This window comes from Paenibacillus sp. LRG-1, assembly GCF_057220305.1.
In genome coordinates this window covers 4957032-4973940 of sequence record NZ_CM170126.1, presented here as the reverse complement: position 1 = coordinate 4973940, position 16909 = coordinate 4957032, and the positions used below count along the sequence as shown (strand labels likewise).

At 45.1% G+C, this 16909-nt stretch carries 19 protein-coding genes; 13 read left to right on the top strand and 6 right to left on the bottom strand.

Annotated features, from left to right (window positions below):
- Positions 1-45: 45 nt before the first annotated feature.
- Positions 46-213, bottom strand: coding sequence for a DUF1328 domain-containing protein (locus tag ACUUJN_RS22160; protein ID WP_023990280.1), 168 nt, complete (start codon positions 211-213; stop codon positions 46-48).
- A gap of 260 nt (positions 214-473) precedes the next feature.
- On the opposite strand from ACUUJN_RS22160, the gene ACUUJN_RS22155 reads away from it, so the two are divergent.
- The 11 genes from ACUUJN_RS22155 (at position 474) to ACUUJN_RS22105 (ending at position 12521) form a co-directional block, all read left to right on the top strand.
- Positions 474-995 (top strand): DUF948 domain-containing protein, encoded by a 522-nt coding sequence (locus tag ACUUJN_RS22155; RefSeq protein WP_338532825.1) that lies wholly within the window; start codon positions 474-476, stop codon positions 993-995.
- Between the two features lie 51 nt (positions 996-1046).
- On the top strand, positions 1047-1565 hold the full coding sequence (locus tag ACUUJN_RS22150) for a hypothetical protein (RefSeq protein ID WP_034095094.1): 519 nt from the start codon (positions 1047-1049) through the stop codon (positions 1563-1565).
- Between the two features lie 96 nt (positions 1566-1661).
- Positions 1662-2003 (top strand): YflT domain-containing protein, encoded by a 342-nt coding sequence (locus tag ACUUJN_RS22145; RefSeq protein WP_023990277.1) that lies wholly within the window; start codon positions 1662-1664, stop codon positions 2001-2003.
- 235 nt (positions 2004-2238) lie between these two features.
- A complete protein-coding gene (locus ACUUJN_RS22140; RefSeq protein WP_023990276.1) occupies positions 2239-3420 on the top strand; it encodes a PP2C family protein-serine/threonine phosphatase in 1182 nt (393 codons plus the stop codon).
- On the top strand, positions 3404-7123 hold the full coding sequence (locus tag ACUUJN_RS22135) for a response regulator (RefSeq protein WP_484668930.1): 3720 nt from the start codon (positions 3404-3406) through the stop codon (positions 7121-7123). The genes ACUUJN_RS22140 and ACUUJN_RS22135 overlap by 17 nt, the downstream gene beginning before the upstream one ends.
- A gap of 79 nt (positions 7124-7202) precedes the next feature.
- Positions 7203-8072, top strand: a complete 870-nt coding sequence (locus ACUUJN_RS22130; protein WP_023990274.1) for a CheR family methyltransferase — start codon at positions 7203-7205, stop codon at positions 8070-8072.
- Positions 8073-8091: 19 nt separating this feature from the next.
- Positions 8092-9762: a response regulator gene (locus tag ACUUJN_RS22125; protein WP_053326085.1), complete on the top strand. Its 1671-nt coding sequence runs from the start codon at positions 8092-8094 to the stop codon at positions 9760-9762.
- A gap of 99 nt (positions 9763-9861) precedes the next feature.
- The gene (locus ACUUJN_RS22120; protein ID WP_023990272.1) at positions 9862-10200 is read left to right on the top strand and encodes an STAS domain-containing protein; all 339 of its coding nucleotides are present in this window, start codon (positions 9862-9864) and stop codon (positions 10198-10200) included.
- A gap of 18 nt (positions 10201-10218) precedes the next feature.
- Positions 10219-10671, top strand: a complete 453-nt coding sequence (gene rsbW / locus ACUUJN_RS22115) for an anti-sigma B factor RsbW (RefSeq protein ID WP_023990271.1) — start codon at positions 10219-10221, stop codon at positions 10669-10671.
- Positions 10668-11441: a sigma-70 family RNA polymerase sigma factor gene (locus tag ACUUJN_RS22110; RefSeq protein ID WP_028541852.1), complete on the top strand. Its 774-nt coding sequence runs from the start codon at positions 10668-10670 to the stop codon at positions 11439-11441. Before rsbW ends, ACUUJN_RS22110 begins: the two co-directional genes overlap by 4 nt.
- Before the next feature lie 120 nt (positions 11442-11561).
- On the top strand, positions 11562-12521 hold the full coding sequence (locus ACUUJN_RS22105; protein ID WP_053326084.1) for a magnesium transporter CorA family protein: 960 nt from the start codon (positions 11562-11564) through the stop codon (positions 12519-12521).
- A 115-nt stretch (positions 12522-12636) separates the two neighbouring features.
- Here ACUUJN_RS22105 and ACUUJN_RS22100 read toward each other — a convergent pair whose 3' ends face one another.
- From ACUUJN_RS22100 to ACUUJN_RS22085, 4 genes are all read right to left on the bottom strand, one after another.
- Positions 12637-13113 (bottom strand): DUF5665 domain-containing protein, encoded by a 477-nt coding sequence (locus ACUUJN_RS22100; RefSeq protein WP_034095093.1) that lies wholly within the window; start codon positions 13111-13113, stop codon positions 12637-12639.
- 93 nt (positions 13114-13206) lie between these two features.
- Positions 13207-13608 (bottom strand): YtxH domain-containing protein, encoded by a 402-nt coding sequence (locus tag ACUUJN_RS22095; protein WP_023990268.1) that lies wholly within the window; start codon positions 13606-13608, stop codon positions 13207-13209.
- Between the two features lie 42 nt (positions 13609-13650).
- On the bottom strand, positions 13651-13908 hold the full coding sequence (locus tag ACUUJN_RS22090) for a GlsB/YeaQ/YmgE family stress response membrane protein (RefSeq protein ID WP_013311925.1): 258 nt from the start codon (positions 13906-13908) through the stop codon (positions 13651-13653).
- Positions 13909-14045: 137 nt separating this feature from the next.
- Positions 14046-14750, bottom strand: coding sequence for a phosphatase PAP2 family protein (locus ACUUJN_RS22085; protein WP_076160755.1), 705 nt, complete (start codon positions 14748-14750; stop codon positions 14046-14048).
- Positions 14751-14981: 231 nt separating this feature from the next.
- Here ACUUJN_RS22085 and ACUUJN_RS22080 point away from each other — a divergent pair, with 231 nt between their 5' ends.
- Entirely contained in the window at positions 14982-15701 is a 720-nt protein-coding gene (locus ACUUJN_RS22080; RefSeq protein WP_025721764.1) for a pirin family protein, read from the top strand.
- A 193-nt stretch (positions 15702-15894) separates the two neighbouring features.
- Here the strand turns inward: ACUUJN_RS22080 and ACUUJN_RS22075 are convergent, their stop codons facing one another.
- Positions 15895-16122, bottom strand: coding sequence for a DUF1128 domain-containing protein (locus ACUUJN_RS22075; protein ID WP_013373034.1), 228 nt, complete (start codon positions 16120-16122; stop codon positions 15895-15897).
- A 120-nt stretch (positions 16123-16242) separates the two neighbouring features.
- Here ACUUJN_RS22075 and yyaC point away from each other — a divergent pair, with 120 nt between their 5' ends.
- Entirely contained in the window at positions 16243-16833 is a 591-nt protein-coding gene (gene yyaC, locus ACUUJN_RS22070; protein WP_023990265.1) for a spore protease YyaC, read from the top strand.
- The last annotated feature ends 76 nt before the right edge of the window (positions 16834-16909 follow it).

Genomic DNA, 16909 nt, shown 5'->3' with positions numbered 1-16909 from the left:
TTATAAACATTAGAATATTGCTTTTGTACAGCTAGCATCCGATAACTATGAAACCCGTCTTCTTCCGGTAAAGAGTGAAATGACGAACAACACCAGAAATATCACAAATAATATTTTAGCGATTGTAGCAGCTATGGACACGACGATACCAAAAAAACCTAAGATTCCGGCGATCACAGCAAAAATTAAGAATAAAGCGGACCATTTTAGCATGTTCTGTATCCTCCTTTAATTGTATATAATGTGGCATACTCACGCCCCGATAGAGCGTGGTTGCAGATGACGGTGACTTCTATAGATTACTCGTGGCTGTGCCATCGTTATATGTTGTTTTAAACGGTGCGAGAGTCCGTGAATCATAACGTTTGGAGCGGAGAAGAAGCCAGCCTGGACGTTGTTTCGTGTCTGAATCTAAAGGGTAACTATGCAGTAATCATAAACATCATCGTGAAAGACGAAAGAGAGGTTACGCCATGTTAACACAGGTCAGCATTTTTATTATTGCTATCGCATTTGCAGTTCTCGTTATTTTCCTCATTAAAACGTTGAAAGCAGCACAAGGCTCACTGGATAAGGTGACTCAAACCTTACAGGATGTGCAAAAAACGGTAGATGAACTGAGTTATGAAGTAAAACAAACGGTTCGACATGCGAATGACATCACCGCAGATGTTGATCATAAATTGAAGCAAGTGGAGCCAGTGATGGAATCGGTTAGAAACTTGGGGGAGGTACTCAGCGAAGTGACGCTGGCTGCCAAGCAGGCTTCAACAGCGTTAATGACACGGTTTCAGAAATCGCATAGCGCTGCGAGTAATACTTCCAGAACGGATAATGCGATTAAGGCAACGACATCGAGTAGACCTTTGACCGCAACGGAGCGGACGGTTCAGAGCTACAATGCGACTTATGAAGAGCCTGCGGCCAAGCCGGGTAAAAACTGGTTGGGTTATGTAGACATCGCTGCTGGGGTGTGGCAGAAAATGCGTCAGTAGCATAGTGGCTGAACCGTAAACTACAGGAAATTCATTGAAAGGGTGAGATTTATGATGAAGACGTTATTACTAGCTGCTGGTTTGCTCACTCCCTTTTCCGGACAGGATACGGTTCAGCAAACCGTTTCCCCGCAAACAGCGGGGCATATGGTTAGGACTGTGCAGACGATACCCGCTCCACATGCTGTACCAGCAGATTTTCATACCTTAAATGGCATATCTTTGGATGATACACGTGCCGATGTATTGAAAAAGCTGGGCAAGCCACTACGAGTCAAAAAGGATATGCTGCTGCTTTCTACAGAATACCAATATCCAGATGTTGTAGTTGGTATGCGTGAGGACGTCGTTTCTTATGTGCATGTAGACCCTGCTGCCGGTCGAATCAAGGTAAATGATGAGTGGCTGCCACTGCAACGGAAAACGCTGGATCAGGCGCTGGGTGGCTCGCAATTCACGGCGGAAGACGGAGAGGTCTATGTACGTGGACAACGTGCAATCAAAGTGTTTATGGATGAGACGTCTGATAAACCTAAGTATGTTGAGTTTTTTGATGAAACGGAATGGTAATTGATTTTTCCGAGGCGTGACATAACATGGAAGTTTCAAATGGATGTGTGAAGTGTAATAGTCAGAGAAGTCAATCCTTAAAGGAGCGTGAGAAACATGAATCAGACCAATCATAAATCTTATGCCAAAGTGGTAGATAACGGTGTACAAGCCGTTGAAGCAGTAAATGAGTTGCGTAACACGGGCTATCGTTATGAGGATGTGTTCGTGCTCGCTCATGATCAGGATCGGACAGATCGTATTGCCGATACAGTGGATGCCAAGGAAATCGGGATTAAGGAAGAGGGCGTTTTCGACTCATTAGCCAACTTGTTCCGTTCCCGCGGCGATGAGCTTCGCGCTAAAATTACTTCCTTGGGATTTACAGATACCGAAGCTGACTTTTATGAAAAAGAACTGGATCAGGGTAAAGTGCTGGTCATTGCTAAAAAAGCGTGATATTGCTGTTCACCATAAAAGCAGAGTGGCATTAGATTCGAAAAAGAGGATGTTGACCGCAGCACAAGTGTTTCGCGGGTCCTCCAAAAACATAGATAAGGAATGGGGTTCCAGCCTCATTCCTTATCTATGTTTTTGGAATGCCTTCTTACGGAAACACTACTTCTAATGAACAAGGGTGTTGCCGTTTAAGCAGGTATAGTATAATACATGAGTTACAGATAAGGAGAGGCCAATGAGAATTCTAATTGTTGACGATAACCCGACGAATGTCATTATTATTCGTGAAATACTGAAAAAAGAAAATTATCGGGATGTGATCTCTGCTAGCTCGGCCGCAGAAATGTTGGAGCATCTGGGAATCGGCGATCGTACCATTAGTCTTCGACCCCGTCCTTCAGATATTGATTTGGTGCTGCTGGACATGATGATGCCTGAAATGGACGGCATTGAAGCTTGCAGTATTGTGCAGGAATATGAGCATTTAAAAGATATCCCGATTATTATGGTAACGGCAGTAGGCGATTCCAAAAAATTGGCCGAAGCTCTGGATGTGGGAGCCGTCGATTATGTCACGAAGCCGATCAACAAGGTAGAGCTAATGGCGCGAATCCGGTCTGCTTTGCGTCTCAAACAGGAGAAGGACTGGCATAAGGATCGGGATCAGCGAATTCAGGATGAGTTGAAGCTGGCCGCGATGGTGCAGCAGGCGGTGCTTAGTCCTGCCATTCAGGACCCGGTACTGCAAGTGAATGCGCTCTATCAGCCTTCCTTTGAACTGGCAGGGGATTTATATTCATGGTATCCGTTAGGGGAGGGGCGATATGCCATCATTTTGCTTGATATGATGGGGCATGGCATTTCTTCCTCGCTGTTCTGCATGTTCATTGCGTCTGTACTTAAGGATACGGTGACCACATATGTGGAGCCTGAGAAAGTCATACAAGAGCTGAATCGTCGTTTTAATCAACTGGATCTGGGCAAGCAGCTGGTACAGTATTATTTTACGGCGATTTATATGGTGATTGATACCCGTTCACGGCGAATTGACTATGTAAATGCGGGACATCCTCCCGGTTTGCTGTTCAACCAGGATGGCAGCATTACCAAATTTGACCGTGCATGTAGCCCGGTTGGTTTGTTTGATAAGATTGATGCAGAAATGCACACGATTCATTATGAAGGAACTGGACATATCGCTTTGTATACGGATGGCTTGCTGGAAGCGGTGGAAGGTGAATATGAAGAGCAGTTGGAGTATCTGACTGAGTGTCTACGTAAGTATGAGGATTGGAATGAAGAAGCGATGCTGGATGCATTTTTTCGTAATGAGGCGCCACAGGATCGCGATGATGATAAGTGCCTGATCTGGATTTCATTGAAAGAGGGAGAGAGCTTGCATGAAAATCAGAAATAAACTGCTGATCGGCTTTGGATCGCTTATGGCGATCCTCCTTGTGCTGACGCTAATCAGCTATGACCGTATGGGGAGCCTGAATGAGCAGCTGAATCAGGTTTACCAGGACCGATATGTGAAGGTCCGGAAAACAACGGCTATTCGCGGTCAGGTGAATGATATGGCCAAAGTTATGGCCAACCTGATTTTGAATCCGGGCTCCTCCGTCGGCGAGGCCAAACGTGAGCTCGATGATATTTCCGCTACTGGAACGAAAGTGCTGGCAAGTCTGCAAACAAACTCAGGCACCAGTGAAGAGCAGCAGCAGGTTGATCGGGTAGCCGTCGCCTGGAATGAATTTCTAAGTTACGAACAAAGGTTAGTTTCCTTGCTGGGACAAGATCGCATTGATGAGGCTAACGCTTTCCGCAATAGTACTGGTTTGCCTGCTCAAGAGGAGGCAATGGACAGCATTAATGCCCTTGCCGTTTTTCAGGATCGGGAGATTGATAACGACATGAAGCAAGCCAATCAGGCCTATGAGGAATCTGTACAGATTACCACAATTCTGATGGCCGCCGGTCTGATCATGGGCTTACTGGTTATTTTGTGGGTGCTCCCAAGCATTGCCAAAGGTCTAAATATCGTTAGTCTCATGATTAATGGTTTTGGCAAGGGAAAGTACAGGGCCATCAGCCGAATGAGTGTTGCCTCCAAAGATGAAATCGGTGAGGTCGCTCGTGTATTTCAACAAATGGCCGGGGACTTGGAAGAAAAGCGGAAATTCGAGCATTCTGTCCTTCAAACGCAGAAGGATCAAACTTGGCTTAATGCCAATACTGCTCGGGTGACTGAGCTGTTCCGTGGTGTGAATTCACTGGAGCAGGTTGCTCAGATGTTCATTAGTGAGTTTACGCCCATCTTGGGAGGCAGCTATGGAGCCATCTATTTGCAAGGAAAAGATGTAGAAGACAACCGTTTTAAGTTATACGGCTCCTATGCAAAGGTGACTGGCGAAAATTCGATTAGGGACGTTATCCATGTGGGCGAAGGATTGCTCGGACAATGTGTTCTGGATCGTAAGCCGATCTTGATTACAGAGGCTCCTGACGGATATTTGTCCATAGGCTCTGCCTTAGGAGAAAGTAAGCCAGTGGGAATTATGATTTTCCCTATTTTGTTCGAGGATGAGTGCATCGGTGCTATAGAAATAGCGTCACTGGATCGCTTCAGTGATCTGGAAACGAAGCTATTTGCTCAATTAGTAGAGAGCTTGGGGATCATTCTGAACAATATCAAGGGACGGATGCGTGTAGAGCAATTGCTGCGCGAATCCCAGGCACTTACTGAGGAATTGCAATGCCAGTCCGAGGAGCTGCAAACTCAGCAAGAGGAACTCAAGCGCTCCAACGAAAATTTGGAGGAGCAAACAGAGGAGCTCAAGCGTTCAGAGGAGTTGTTACAGCGTCAACAGGAAGAATTGGAGCATTTTAATACTGAACTGATTGCCAAAACTAGAGCGCTGGAAGAACAAGTTCGAGAAGTGGAAGAAAAGAACGACGAGATCGAACATGCACGAGCTCAGTTGGAGCAACAGGCAATGCAGCTAGGAATTACAAGCAAATACAAATCCGAGTTTTTGGCCAATATGTCTCATGAGCTGCGTACTCCGCTAAATAGCTTGCTTATTCTTTCTCAGCTCTTGTCTGAGAACAAGGAAGGCAATCTCAAGCCAAAGCAAGTGGAATATGCACAAACCATTTATATGTCAGGCGCGGATTTGTTGAAAATGATTGATGAAATTCTGGATTTATCCAAAGTGGACGCTGGAAAAATGGATATTAACCATGAAGCGGTCCATTTGAAGGAACTGGAACTGTTTGTGGAGCAGAATTTTGCTCCGGTCGCAGCCAAACGTGAGCTTCAACTGCATACCGAAATCGAAGAGAACTTGCCAGATGCCATTATCAGTGACGGTTATCGTCTCAAACAAATTTTACGTAATTTGCTGTCTAATGCCTTCAAGTTCACCACGGAAGGTTCTATTAGTTTCATTGTATCTCGGGCAAACGGAGAGCAGCTTCCTGGTCTGCTAAATCCACGAAGATCCTATCTGGCTCTATCTGTGCGTGATACGGGCATTGGGATTGCTTCCGATAAAACGGATCTGATCTTCGAAGCCTTCCAGCAGGTAGACGGTACAACCAGCCGGAAATATGGGGGGACAGGACTAGGTCTGTCGATCAGCCGCGAGCTTTCCAGATTGTTGGGCGGCGTTATTACGGTGGTATCCGAGCAGGGACAGGGCAGTTGTTTTACATTGTATTTGCCGGAACAAACACCAACGGCTGAGGATATGGAGTCTCATTCGAGAGAGGAATTTAACGGTGCGGATGTGAATTCGGATTTTGAGAGTGTCGCAGCCTCGGTAGAAACGGACCTTCCCATGATTATGCCTGCTAAACGGTTGCCATTATATCAGATGCCTTCGAAAAACAAAGCGGAGGACATTATACATCCGGGGGACGACCGAAACGAGATTACCTCGCAGGATAAAGTGCTGCTGATTATTGAGGATGATATTAATTTTGCTAATATTTTGTACGATATGGCCCGTAGCCGGGGCTTTAAAGCACTGATCGCTCTCCAAGGAGACGATGGGCTCAACATGGCTCAATCTTATTTGCCGGACGCTATTATACTAGATATTCAATTACCTGTAATGGATGGATGGTCCATTTTGGGTGAGCTAAAAGGAAATTCATCAACACGTCATATTCCAGTGCATGTTATTTCGGTCATAGATGATGTGAAGCAGGGCTTAATGATGGGCGCGATTGCCTATCTCAAAAAGCCTTCCTCGAAGGAAAGTCTGGATAAGGCATTTTCACATATAAAATCGTATACGGACCAAATGGTCAAACGTCTCCTTGTGGTTGAAGATGATGATAATCAGCGTAAATCCATTATTGAGCTGATCGATCATGATGATGTTGCCATTACGGCGGTATCGACAGGTCAGGAAGCACTGAATGAGCTGGCTACTCAGCGGTATGACTGCATGGTACTGGATCTGATGCTGAGCGACATGACTGGTTTTGAACTGCTGGATCGTATTCGAGAGAACGAGCAGCTAACTGATTTGCCGATCATTATTTATACAGGCAAAGATCTGGATAGCAAAGAAGAAACGCAACTTCGCAAATATGCAGAGTCTATTATTATTAAGGATGTTAAATCGCCGGAACGGCTTTTAGACGAAACAACGTTGTTCTTGCATCGTGTAGAGGCGAATCTTCCTGAGGATAAACGCAAAATTTTGCAGAAGCTATACAACAAGGAAGAACTGTTTGAAGATAAAAAAATATTGTTGGTAGACGATGATATTCGCAATGTATTTGCTCTGTCCAGCGTGCTGGAAAGCTATCGTATGGAGGTTACCTTTGCGGAAAATGGAAGAGAAGCACTGGAACTGCTGGAACAGACACCTGATTTTGATCTGGTTCTGATGGATATGATGATGCCGGAAATGGATGGATATGAAGCGATGCGACGTATCCGGCTAATGCCACAATTCGAGAAGTTGCCTATTATTGCCCTGACAGCCAAGGCCATGAAGGATGATCGTTCCAAGTGTATTGAGGCAGGCGCTTCCGATTATGTAAAAAAACCGATTCAAACCGAACAGCTTTTATCATTAATGCGGGTGTGGTTGTATTCGTAACCCAAAAAATTGGGTAATATAAATCGACACATGATTGGAGCGGCACAGGCAAAACCTATTTAGGAATTGGAGAGAGATTATGACATCTAAGGATATGGCGGATAATGCTGCTAATGAAGTGAAATCGAATGATACTGAGCGGGAATTGATTGAGATTGAGCTGTTGCTGGAAGGTATACATCGGCTGTACGGCTACGATTTTCGTAACTACGCTCTGCCATCGATTAAGCGGCGTGTTTATTATCATGCGCAGTCCGAGAATGTAAGCACGATATCAGGACTTCAGGAGAAGGTGCTGCATGATCGCAGCGCCTTCGATAGACTGGTGCAAAGCCTTTCCATTCCGGTGACCGAGATGTTCCGTGACCCGGAGCTGTTTCTGAATTTTAGGCAGAAAATCATTCCTATTTTGCGAACGTATCCGTACATTCGAATATGGCATGCAGGTTGCTCCACAGGTGAGGAAGTATATTCTATGGCGATCTTGCTGCATGAAGAAGGCTTATATGATAAGGCCCGCATTTATGCGACGGATATGAATAACCTGTCTTTACAGCAGGCGAAGGAAGGCGTATACGGGATCGACAGAATGAAGCTGTATACCAAAAATTATTTGGAGTCCGGGGGCACGCAATCGTTCTCTGAATATTATACAGCCAAGTATGATTCAGTGATGTTTCATCCTTTTTTACGGAAAAATATTATTTTTGCGGAGCACAACTTAGCGACTGACCGGTCCTTTAACGAGTTCAATGTTATTTTTTGCCGGAATGTCATGATCTATTTTAACGACGAACTTCGCAACCACGTGCATGGGTTGTTTTATGATAGCTTGAGTCATTTTGGTGTGTTGGTGCTTGGGGCCAAGGAATCCATACATTTTACCGATTATAGTGATTCCTACGAGCCGCTGGACCGGATAGAAAAAATTTACCGGAAGATTAAATAGAGATGCTTAGGAGGATTCCATGGGGCTTCATGAACCGATTCATATATTGCTGGTAGATGACAGACCTGAGAACCTGCTCGCTCTTGAGGCGGTGCTGGAGAGTGAACAATATAATTTGGTAAAGGCCACATCCGGGGAAGAAGCGCTGCGATGTCTATTAAAAGATGAATTTGCAATCGTAGTCCTGGATGTGCAGATGCCGGGTATGGATGGAATTGAGACCGCAAAGTTAATCAAGGCCAGAGAGAAAACGAAGGATATTCCGATTATCTTTATTTCAGCTAACAGCAAGGAAGCGGAGCATTTATTTGCGGGGTATTCAGCGGGCGGTATTGATTATATGGTGAAGCCGTTCATCCCTCAAATTCTCAAGTCCAAAATTGAAGGCTTCGTGCAAATGTATCTGACAAACAAGCGCTTGAAGACACAGTCCATGCTGCTTCATCAGAAGACCCAGCAGCTGGAGAAGATGAACAGCGAACTGATTGCCGCCAAGGAGGCAGCAGAGATTGCTGCCAATGCCAAAACGGAATTTCTGGCAATGATGAGCCATGAAATCCGCACACCTATGAACGGCGTCATTGGCATGATTGATTTGCTGATGGAGACGGAGTTGCAAAGCGACCAACAGGAATATGCCGATATCATCCGTCGTAGTGCAGACGCGCTGGTAGCAGTCATTAATGATATTCTGGACTTCACTAAGCTGGAGTCAGGCAAAATGGAGGTAGAGGAATATCCTTTTGATCTGGTTTCCTGTATCAAGGAAGTTTTCAGCCTATTTACGGTAGAGGTGAACCGAAAGAACTTGGAACTGGTTTATTTCCTCGATGAACAGATGCCTCCTGTGTTATTCGGAGATATGGGAAGATTGCGTCAAGTATTGATTAACCTGGTATCCAATGCCGTCAAATTTACAGACCGGGGCGGGGTATATGTCTTCGCATCTGTCAAAGAGCAAAGCGACAATGGACTTACCGTTGAGTTTTCTGTGAAGGATACAGGCATTGGTATTGATCCCGCTAAGGTTGGAAGGCTGTTTCAGCCCTTTTCCCAACTGGATTCTTCAATGACGCGTAAATATGGTGGAACCGGGTTAGGACTCGCCATTTGTAAAACCTTAGTGAATATGATGGGCGGAGATATCCGTGTAGATACGAGCGGAGAACAGGGCGTGACGTTTCATTTTACAATGAAGCTTGGCTTTGCTCAGGAAAATGAACTGGAGGGGGAGTCCAGCCACGACTGGGAAATTCCACATCGGGAATCTCCAAGCCGTAAACCTGTACTGGTCGTAGATGATCATCCGATTAACCAGAAGCTGATGGTTAATATACTGGATAAGCTCGGTTTAGCTTCAGATGTGGCAGCAGATGGGCAACAGGCGCTTGATATGGTCATGGCGAATCAGGACTATGACTATATCTTTATGGACTTGCAGATGCCTGTGATGGACGGTCTGGAGTGTACGGGTAGAGTGCGTGAGCAATTGGCGGGAAGATCCCAACCTGCCATTATCGCCATGACGGCTAATGTGATGGAGGGTATTCAGCCTCGATGTATTGAAGCTGGGATGAACGATTATATCAGTAAGCCCGTTAAAATCAGCAGTGTAAAACAGGCGTTGCTACGGCATTCTCCGGACCATTTTCCAATGCAGCCGGGTAAAGAACAAATCAATGAAGCCTAGATGGTGGCATTTGGTAGTGTTTAAAAAGTTATACCGTGATTCAAACGATCGTATAATGGGTTAGTATGTAGGGAAATCTTTTTTCGGGAGAGTAGGCCTATGAATACAAATAAAAATGAGAAGTTTAATGCAATTACAGAAACAACCGATGGCGTAAATACCGTTTATCTGAGTGGAGAGTTGGATCTTTCGGTAGCACCTGATTTTCGTCTGGTGATGGAGCCTTTGGTGGGGGAGTCCAGCCAAGATTTGATTATTAACTTGAGAGACCTTAAATACATTGACAGCACGGGGATTGGTATCTTGTTATCCATTTTAAAAGCAAGGCATGGGATGGAGTCTCGCTTTGCTGTTCAAGAGGTACCGCCTCAAATTCAAAAGCTGTTTGATATGACTGGTATTGCCAAATTCTTTGTCCCCCAGGAGAATTCCCAATAGGAAAGGAAAGAAAAAGAAATGAATGCTCAAATTCAAAAAGTAGTTCTTAATTTGCCGGCAACTGCTGACTTTGTTGATATTGTAAGATTAAATTTATACGGTATTGCCGCGAAAATGGGATTCTCTTATGAGGATATTGAAGACATGAAAGTGGCTGTATCGGAAGCCTGTAATAACTCTGTCCTTTATGCATATGGTCATGAGGGGGGAGTCGTGGAAGTAATATTCGAATTTGATGAAGTTTCGTTGTCCATTCGTGTCAAAGATGAAGGGGAGAGCTTTGAACGTGTGGAGGACCCGTCCCGTATCGCATCCTTGCATGACAAGGAGTTGAATGATGCGCAGATAGGCGGATTAGGCTTTTATCTCATGCAGGCGCTTATGGACGATGTCCATATCTTGAATGAGACAGGAAAAGGCACCGAAGTGGTGCTTGTAAAGCGACTGACCAGAAGTGAGGAAAGAGTATGAATGAAAAGGTAACTCCCCCAGAGTCGATGGATGAAGCCGTTGGTCTAATCTGGGAGTACCAGCAAACAAAAGATAACGAGATTGCTACCGTGCTGATCCGTAAGTATGAGCCGATGGTCAAGATGGCTGCTGGGAAGATCTCCCGTAACCGTCCGGACTTATACGAGGATTTATATCAGACCGGTCAGATGGCTTTGATACGTCTGCTTCAGCAATACGATATCAGCTTGGGTATCCCATTTGAACCATACGCTATGAAAAGTATGCTGGGACATATGAAAAATTATTTGCGCGACAAATCCTGGTACATCCAGGTTCCTCGCCGCATTAAAGAAAAGGGTGCGCTTGTTCAACATGCTATTGATGAACTGACCGTTAAATTGGAACGCTCACCCAATGTGGACGAGATTGCGACCTATTTGGATCTTACCGTGGAAGAAACGATTGAGGTGCTTGCTGGCCGTGAGTGCTATCACTATGTTTCACTGGACTCGCCTTTATCCCAGGATGAGAGTGCAGCTACGTTAGGCGAGCTCATTAGCTCGGATGCTAACGATTATGACACTGTGGAAAAACGAATGGATTTGCAGCAGGCTTTAAGCCAACTGAAGGAGCAGGAACAAAAGGTGCTTCTTCTGGCATTTCAGGACGGTCAATCTCAACGTGCGATTGCACAGACGTTGGGCGTATCGCAGATGAGCGTTTCCCGTATTCAGAAGCGGGCAACGGAAAAGCTGAAGCAGATTATGTCTAATTCCTCTATTTCATGAGTAGATGGCAGATTATATGGCTTAAAATATTTGACGTCACATCGTAAGGACACGTTATTCCGATATGGGAAGCGTGTCCTTTTTATAAAGCGAAAAAGGTTGGGAGGAAGGTTGGAATCCATGACAGCATTTGAACAGATTTCTTCCTTTCGTGGAGGATGGGAATGGTGGGACATCAGTGCTGGGAATTGGCAAGATTCGGTCATACAGCATTTGAAGGAGAAGCTCCCAGAAGCCTCAGAATGGCTGGACAAGGTAGAGGACATTCCATCCAGCTTTATATCTGTGCGCTTTCCAGATGGCAATCAGCCCTTAATGTACGGGTCGCTGATCTACTCTGTTCAGGAGGAGATCGACAGTCAGCGCAATTGCAACAAGTTTTATTTTCTAGTCCTAAATCAGAAGTTAGTGACGTTAAATCTGGATCAAAATACCCGTGAAATCATGCACACCGCGGAACGCCAAAAAATGCTGGAACAGTGTGAGGATGCAGCTGATGGCATGTTTGTATTGGCGAGAGCCGTGCTCCATTACTTTCATACAGGTATGGATAAGTTCGAGATCAACCTGAGAAGACTGGAAGAGGACATGGAGAAAAGGAATGCTCGTACGCTGATGGATTCTATATTGAATGCACGTTTCGAGCTGTTGTATTGGAGCAATATGTTCATTCCCTTTTCAGAGCTGGTGACGGCTTCTCGGGAGGCATATCTGGATAAACTGGAGGAGAATCGTTTTTTCAAGCAGTTACTTTACCGTGTTACTCGGATGGAAGGACTTTTCCTGCATTATGAAAAGGAAATCGACACATTGATCTCCATTGACGACGCCATTTCTGCATTTAGGGGGAATGAGATTACAAAGACGCTCACCATTGTCACCGCCGTATTTACACCAGCAACTGTAGTGGGCGCTATATGGGGCATGAACTTTGAAAATCTGCCTTGGATTAAAACAGGCTGGGGTTTTACCACCGTGATTATTGCCACACTGCTAAGTATGGCGGGAATGTACGGCTGGCTGATGATGAAGGGGTGGACAGGAGACTTATTGAAGGCTAACAAGCGCAACAAATTGTAGCGGCTGACTACAGCTGTTACAATTTACAAATAAAAAACGATCCATCGTAACTGGAGGCTCTTTGAGGAGTCTGTTATCGGTTACGATGGATCGTTTTTAAATGAGATAGGAACAATTACTTAGTACCTTGGCTCATTTTGATATATCCTAATAATTCGGCGATGAAATCTCCGATGACCGGAAGATTTAATTGTACCAGGAAACTGAGCAACCAAGCGAGCAAGGCGAGTATGACCACTGTACCCAGCGTAAGGCCGAGACCACGTGCAATCCCTGCGGTCAGATTGCTCATAATTCTTCTTTTAGTGCTGGAGTAGTTCTCCAGAATATCTTTGAACTCTGCTCTTTCGAGCGTATCTGCTATTTGATCTAAGCGTTTGTTAAGCCGCTTGACCTCATGGCGCAGCTCAAAAGGATGCTCATTTACATCAAAGTCTCTCTCCTGATCATGCGTTTTAACATGATCAGGAGTGGAAGAAGCCTGCTTGGATGAAACCTCATCTGGCTGATCTTGAGCCTGTAAGGGATGAAAGGTTCTTTTGTTGTTCGCGGTAAGATCATCTCCATAGGAGTTTGGCTTGCTCATTGTCATCCCAGCCTTTCTATCATTTAAAAACAGCCAGCTTCTTGCATGCTGGCTGTTCAGTGTCTAGGGCTTATTTTTTTTCATCTGAATGTGTAACTATTAGGAATTAGCATTCAATTGTTTCTGTGTATCCTTGGCCGCCTGAGCCGTTGCATCCATAACTTCTTTATCCGCTTTGGCCGCTTCATTAGCCACATCGGCAGAAGCTTTGGTTACGCTGGAAACGATATTGTCTTTGCTCTCGGATACCGTTTTGGCTACATCTGCTGTTTTGGTGGAAACGGTTTTGGCCAAATCTGTCGCTTTGCTGCTAACTACAGATGCCACGTCCTTTGTTTTATCGGAGACAACTGTAATTTTATCAGACAGATCACTACGCAAATCACGACCCGGCTTCGGCGCGAACAGCAGGGCTGCGGCAGCACCAATCAAACCTCCAATAAATAAACCTTTTGCAAAACCTGAAGTACTTGCCATATTTTGATTGTCAATGTTACTCATGTTATATCACTCCTCTTATAGAATAAAAAATATATATAAATGTTAGGTAGCCCTTCTTAATAGCCTGGACACAAGTCCGAGCAAGAACACGAACAATGCGGTTCCGAGTATGGCTGGAATGACTGCAAAATCTCCGATGACCGGGCCCCAGTCTCCCAATAGCATGACACCTAGCCAAGCTCCTACAAATCCAGCAATCATAGAGCCCGCAATGCCGCCAGGCATTTCATGACCAGCCAGTGCATCGCCAATCAATCCGATAATAATAGCCATTACAATACTTAGTACAATTCCCCACACAAGGATCGCCTCCCTTATCCTAAGTTCACAAAACCATAACGTTTTTAATGAAGGCTGAGCTTCGATATTGCTGAGCCTTGCTTACTTCGTATATAAACGTCGTGACCCGGAGTGAAACAAAAAGCCGTCTCGGACATTTACCAGTGGGGAGTGGAAGGAAGCTTCATGCGCGCTCGCCAATAGATCACAGGAACGGTAAACACCAGCCAAATTATACCTGCAATATAGCCACCCACAATATCTGTAGGAAAGTGAACGCCTAGATATACGCGGCTTAATCCAATCAAGAGAATCAGTAGTGCACCAAGAACACACGGAAGAAAGAGCGAACGCCCACGAATCTTTCGTTCTATGGCCCAAATGGCAAATATCATTCCGAAAAATCCCATGGAAATCATCGCATGACCGCTGGGAAAACTGTAGCCCCCGGCTTCAACCAAATGTTGAAGTGATGGGCGTTCCCGTTGCAAAATTTCTTTAATCAGCGTATTCAGCACCCACATCGCCGTAAAGCTGCTTAGGATCGCAAAGGAATAAGCTTTTGAGCGAAGACTGACCCAGCACAAGGTGGCAGCACCGAGGGCGATGATTAAGGACATGTGGAATGAACCGAAAGATGTAATGAATATAGCGATGGTTAGCAGTTGGTAGCGAGCAGCTGCTGTGTCTGGAAAAATGGCATCCTGTATGCGTTCATCCCAATATAGAAAAGGAGCTGTGCCAATCCATTTCACAGAGTAGGCGACGAGAAGCAACACAGCGATCATGATAATAGATGCATACAGACTACGGCGCAAATAGCTCGGTAGGAAACGGGATGATTGGGGTTCATGAGATAGCATATGTAATAAATCTCCTCCTTATGGCTGTGATAGATTCAATTTTTCGTACTATTAACTTAACTAATAATAAACTTAAGAGCAAAACCCGACGGAGACGACAGGCTGATTGAGGCATATAAGCCCGGGGTAAAGGGATCGTATCACAGCGTTTGTAATGCCAGGGCCGGAAGTGGAATAGTCATCACGAAGCAAAGCTGCTTTACGGAACTGTAATCCATGGAGGTGTTAAGGATGATTAAAATAGTGACATCGGCAGAAAGACATACCTCAAATAAAGGGTGGATTCATAGCGAGTTTAGCTTTTCGTTTGCCGATTATGAAGATCCGAGCAATGCCCATTTTGGCTGTATGCTAGCCCATAATGATAACGAGCTTGAACCGCAGCAAGGCTTCAAAAGACATCCGCATCACGATTTGGAAATCGTCACCTATGTAATTGAAGGCCAATTGCATCATAGCGACAGCTTAGGACATGAGCAGGATTTGAAAAGCGGCTCGATCCAGGTTCTGAGTGCAGGCACCGGAATTGAACATGAAGAGCGAAATACTGGGGATGAAAGACCAGTTCGTTTTTTGCAAATGTGGTTTTTACCCGAGAGTCCTGGCATTCAGCCTTCTTATCAGGTGCAAAGATTCAAGCACAGTGAACGTCTAAATCGGCTTCAGCCTGTTGTGTCTGGTTCAGAAGTGGAGGGAGCGTTATCCATCGCGCAGGATATAAATCTGTATCTGAGCAGATTGGAAAAAGGACAGCAGCTTGAATATCCGCAGCAAGAGGAGCGCCGCACCCACATCTATGTAGTTAGCGGTCATGTGGAAGTTACGTGCCAGGATGGGGATTTTCAGTTAGGGCCTGGTGATGCCGCGCGAATTCAAAAAAGCTGTACATTAAAGATACGAGCTACAGGTAATGAGGATATATCTGAACTGGTGTTAGCTGATTTGCCTTGAAGCATCCTTGAGTGAAGAAGTGTATGAAAATGCGCATATGCAATCGAAAAAATAAAGCTCGTATCCCGTTGCACGTCTGCTGAGACGACCGGAGATACGAGCTTTATTTACGCTGACAGGGCTACTATCATGAAGGCTGTTGCTCATGATGATAGGATGTAATACAGCTAAGCTGGCTGTCCTACAAGCTGATTCAGGAGGACTTGCGCAATCTGCCCAGTTCAGAAACAATAGCTTCAACCTCTGAAATGCTCAGGTTAGGCTTGCTTATCACCATATCATAGACATCATGAATGTCCTCGTATTGCTCCAGCGAGAAAGCGGATGCCTGCATAGCAGCACCACTCGCCATACGGAGTTTAGTTTTAATACCCTCAATCATATACTCAATGTTGGCATGAGACGGTACAGACAAATCCATCGTTAATTTTCCATCCTTTCATAACAGGGGAAGTTGCCTGTATTGTATCATGTTTTTGTTGTAGAATGTACTGAAAGCCAGATTACCGATATACAACCGAATCAAGGAGGATGGACAAAGTTGTCTTTGTATAATCGAGCTTCCGCACCCGGTCGCTCGTCCTTAGAACATAATGTAAAGAAAACAGATCGAGATGGACTCGCGCCGTTTTTCCGAGAAATTCATCATCAGCATGCTATAGATAAGTTGACTTTTGTTTGCATCGGTACAGATCGCTCATCGGGTGATTCACTCGGGCCACTGGTAGGCACCATGCTCAAGGAGCAAGGCTTTCCGCACGTGATTGGCACAATGACGGAGCCCTGTGATGCGGATCATCTGGTTTCATACTTGGAGTGCATTCCCCAAGATCATCATGTGATCGCCATAGATGCATGTCTTGGACAGCACGGCTCAACGGGAATGTTTCTTATTGCGCGTGAACCGCTAACTCCTGCGCGATCGGTGGGGCTGTCTCTGCCGTCTGTTGGTCATTATAGTGTTGCAGCGATTGTGAATGAGCGCAGCCCCAAACCCTATTGGACACTCCAAATGACGTCGCTTCACTTGGTCATGACAATGGCTGCGCATATTGCTAATGCGGCGGCTTATGAATTTGGTTTGAAAACAGCTTCGCAAGATTTTCCAGAGGGTTACCGTTTCAGATATTGATGGTCTGCTTAATAATATACATCAGCATTGTTCTACTTAATAATATATTCAGCTCCAATAGATTATATACAGAGAA

Bases quoted from the DNA above. Each gene is read 5' to 3' on its own strand.
- ACUUJN_RS22160 (WP_023990280.1), bottom strand. From the start codon at position 213: ATGCTAAAATGGTCCGCTTTATTCTTAATTTTTGCTGTGATCGCCGGA.
- ACUUJN_RS22155 (WP_338532825.1), top strand. From the start codon at position 474: ATGTTAACACAGGTCAGCATTTTTATTATTGCTATCGCATTTGCAGTT.
- ACUUJN_RS22150 (WP_034095094.1), top strand. From the start codon at position 1,047: ATGATGAAGACGTTATTACTAGCTGCTGGTTTGCTCACTCCCTTTTCC.
- ACUUJN_RS22145 (WP_023990277.1), top strand. From the start codon at position 1,662: ATGAATCAGACCAATCATAAATCTTATGCCAAAGTGGTAGATAACGGT.
- ACUUJN_RS22140 (WP_023990276.1), top strand. From the start codon at position 2,239: ATGAGAATTCTAATTGTTGACGATAACCCGACGAATGTCATTATTATT.
- ACUUJN_RS22135 (WP_484668930.1), top strand. From the start codon at position 3,404: ATGAAAATCAGAAATAAACTGCTGATCGGCTTTGGATCGCTTATGGCG.
- ACUUJN_RS22130 (WP_023990274.1), top strand. From the start codon at position 7,203: ATGACATCTAAGGATATGGCGGATAATGCTGCTAATGAAGTGAAATCG.
- ACUUJN_RS22125 (WP_053326085.1), top strand. From the start codon at position 8,092: ATGGGGCTTCATGAACCGATTCATATATTGCTGGTAGATGACAGACCT.
- ACUUJN_RS22120 (WP_023990272.1), top strand. From the start codon at position 9,862: ATGAATACAAATAAAAATGAGAAGTTTAATGCAATTACAGAAACAACC.
- rsbW (WP_023990271.1), top strand. From the start codon at position 10,219: ATGAATGCTCAAATTCAAAAAGTAGTTCTTAATTTGCCGGCAACTGCT.
- ACUUJN_RS22110 (WP_028541852.1), top strand. From the start codon at position 10,668: ATGAATGAAAAGGTAACTCCCCCAGAGTCGATGGATGAAGCCGTTGGT.
- ACUUJN_RS22105 (WP_053326084.1), top strand. From the start codon at position 11,562: ATGACAGCATTTGAACAGATTTCTTCCTTTCGTGGAGGATGGGAATGG.
- ACUUJN_RS22100 (WP_034095093.1), bottom strand. From the start codon at position 13,113: ATGACAATGAGCAAGCCAAACTCCTATGGAGATGATCTTACCGCGAAC.
- ACUUJN_RS22095 (WP_023990268.1), bottom strand. From the start codon at position 13,608: ATGAGTAACATTGACAATCAAAATATGGCAAGTACTTCAGGTTTTGCA.
- ACUUJN_RS22085 (WP_076160755.1), bottom strand. From the start codon at position 14,750: ATGCTATCTCATGAACCCCAATCATCCCGTTTCCTACCGAGCTATTTG.
- ACUUJN_RS22080 (WP_025721764.1), top strand. From the start codon at position 14,982: ATGATTAAAATAGTGACATCGGCAGAAAGACATACCTCAAATAAAGGG.
- ACUUJN_RS22075 (WP_013373034.1), bottom strand. From the start codon at position 16,122: ATGGATTTGTCTGTACCGTCTCATGCCAACATTGAGTATATGATTGAG.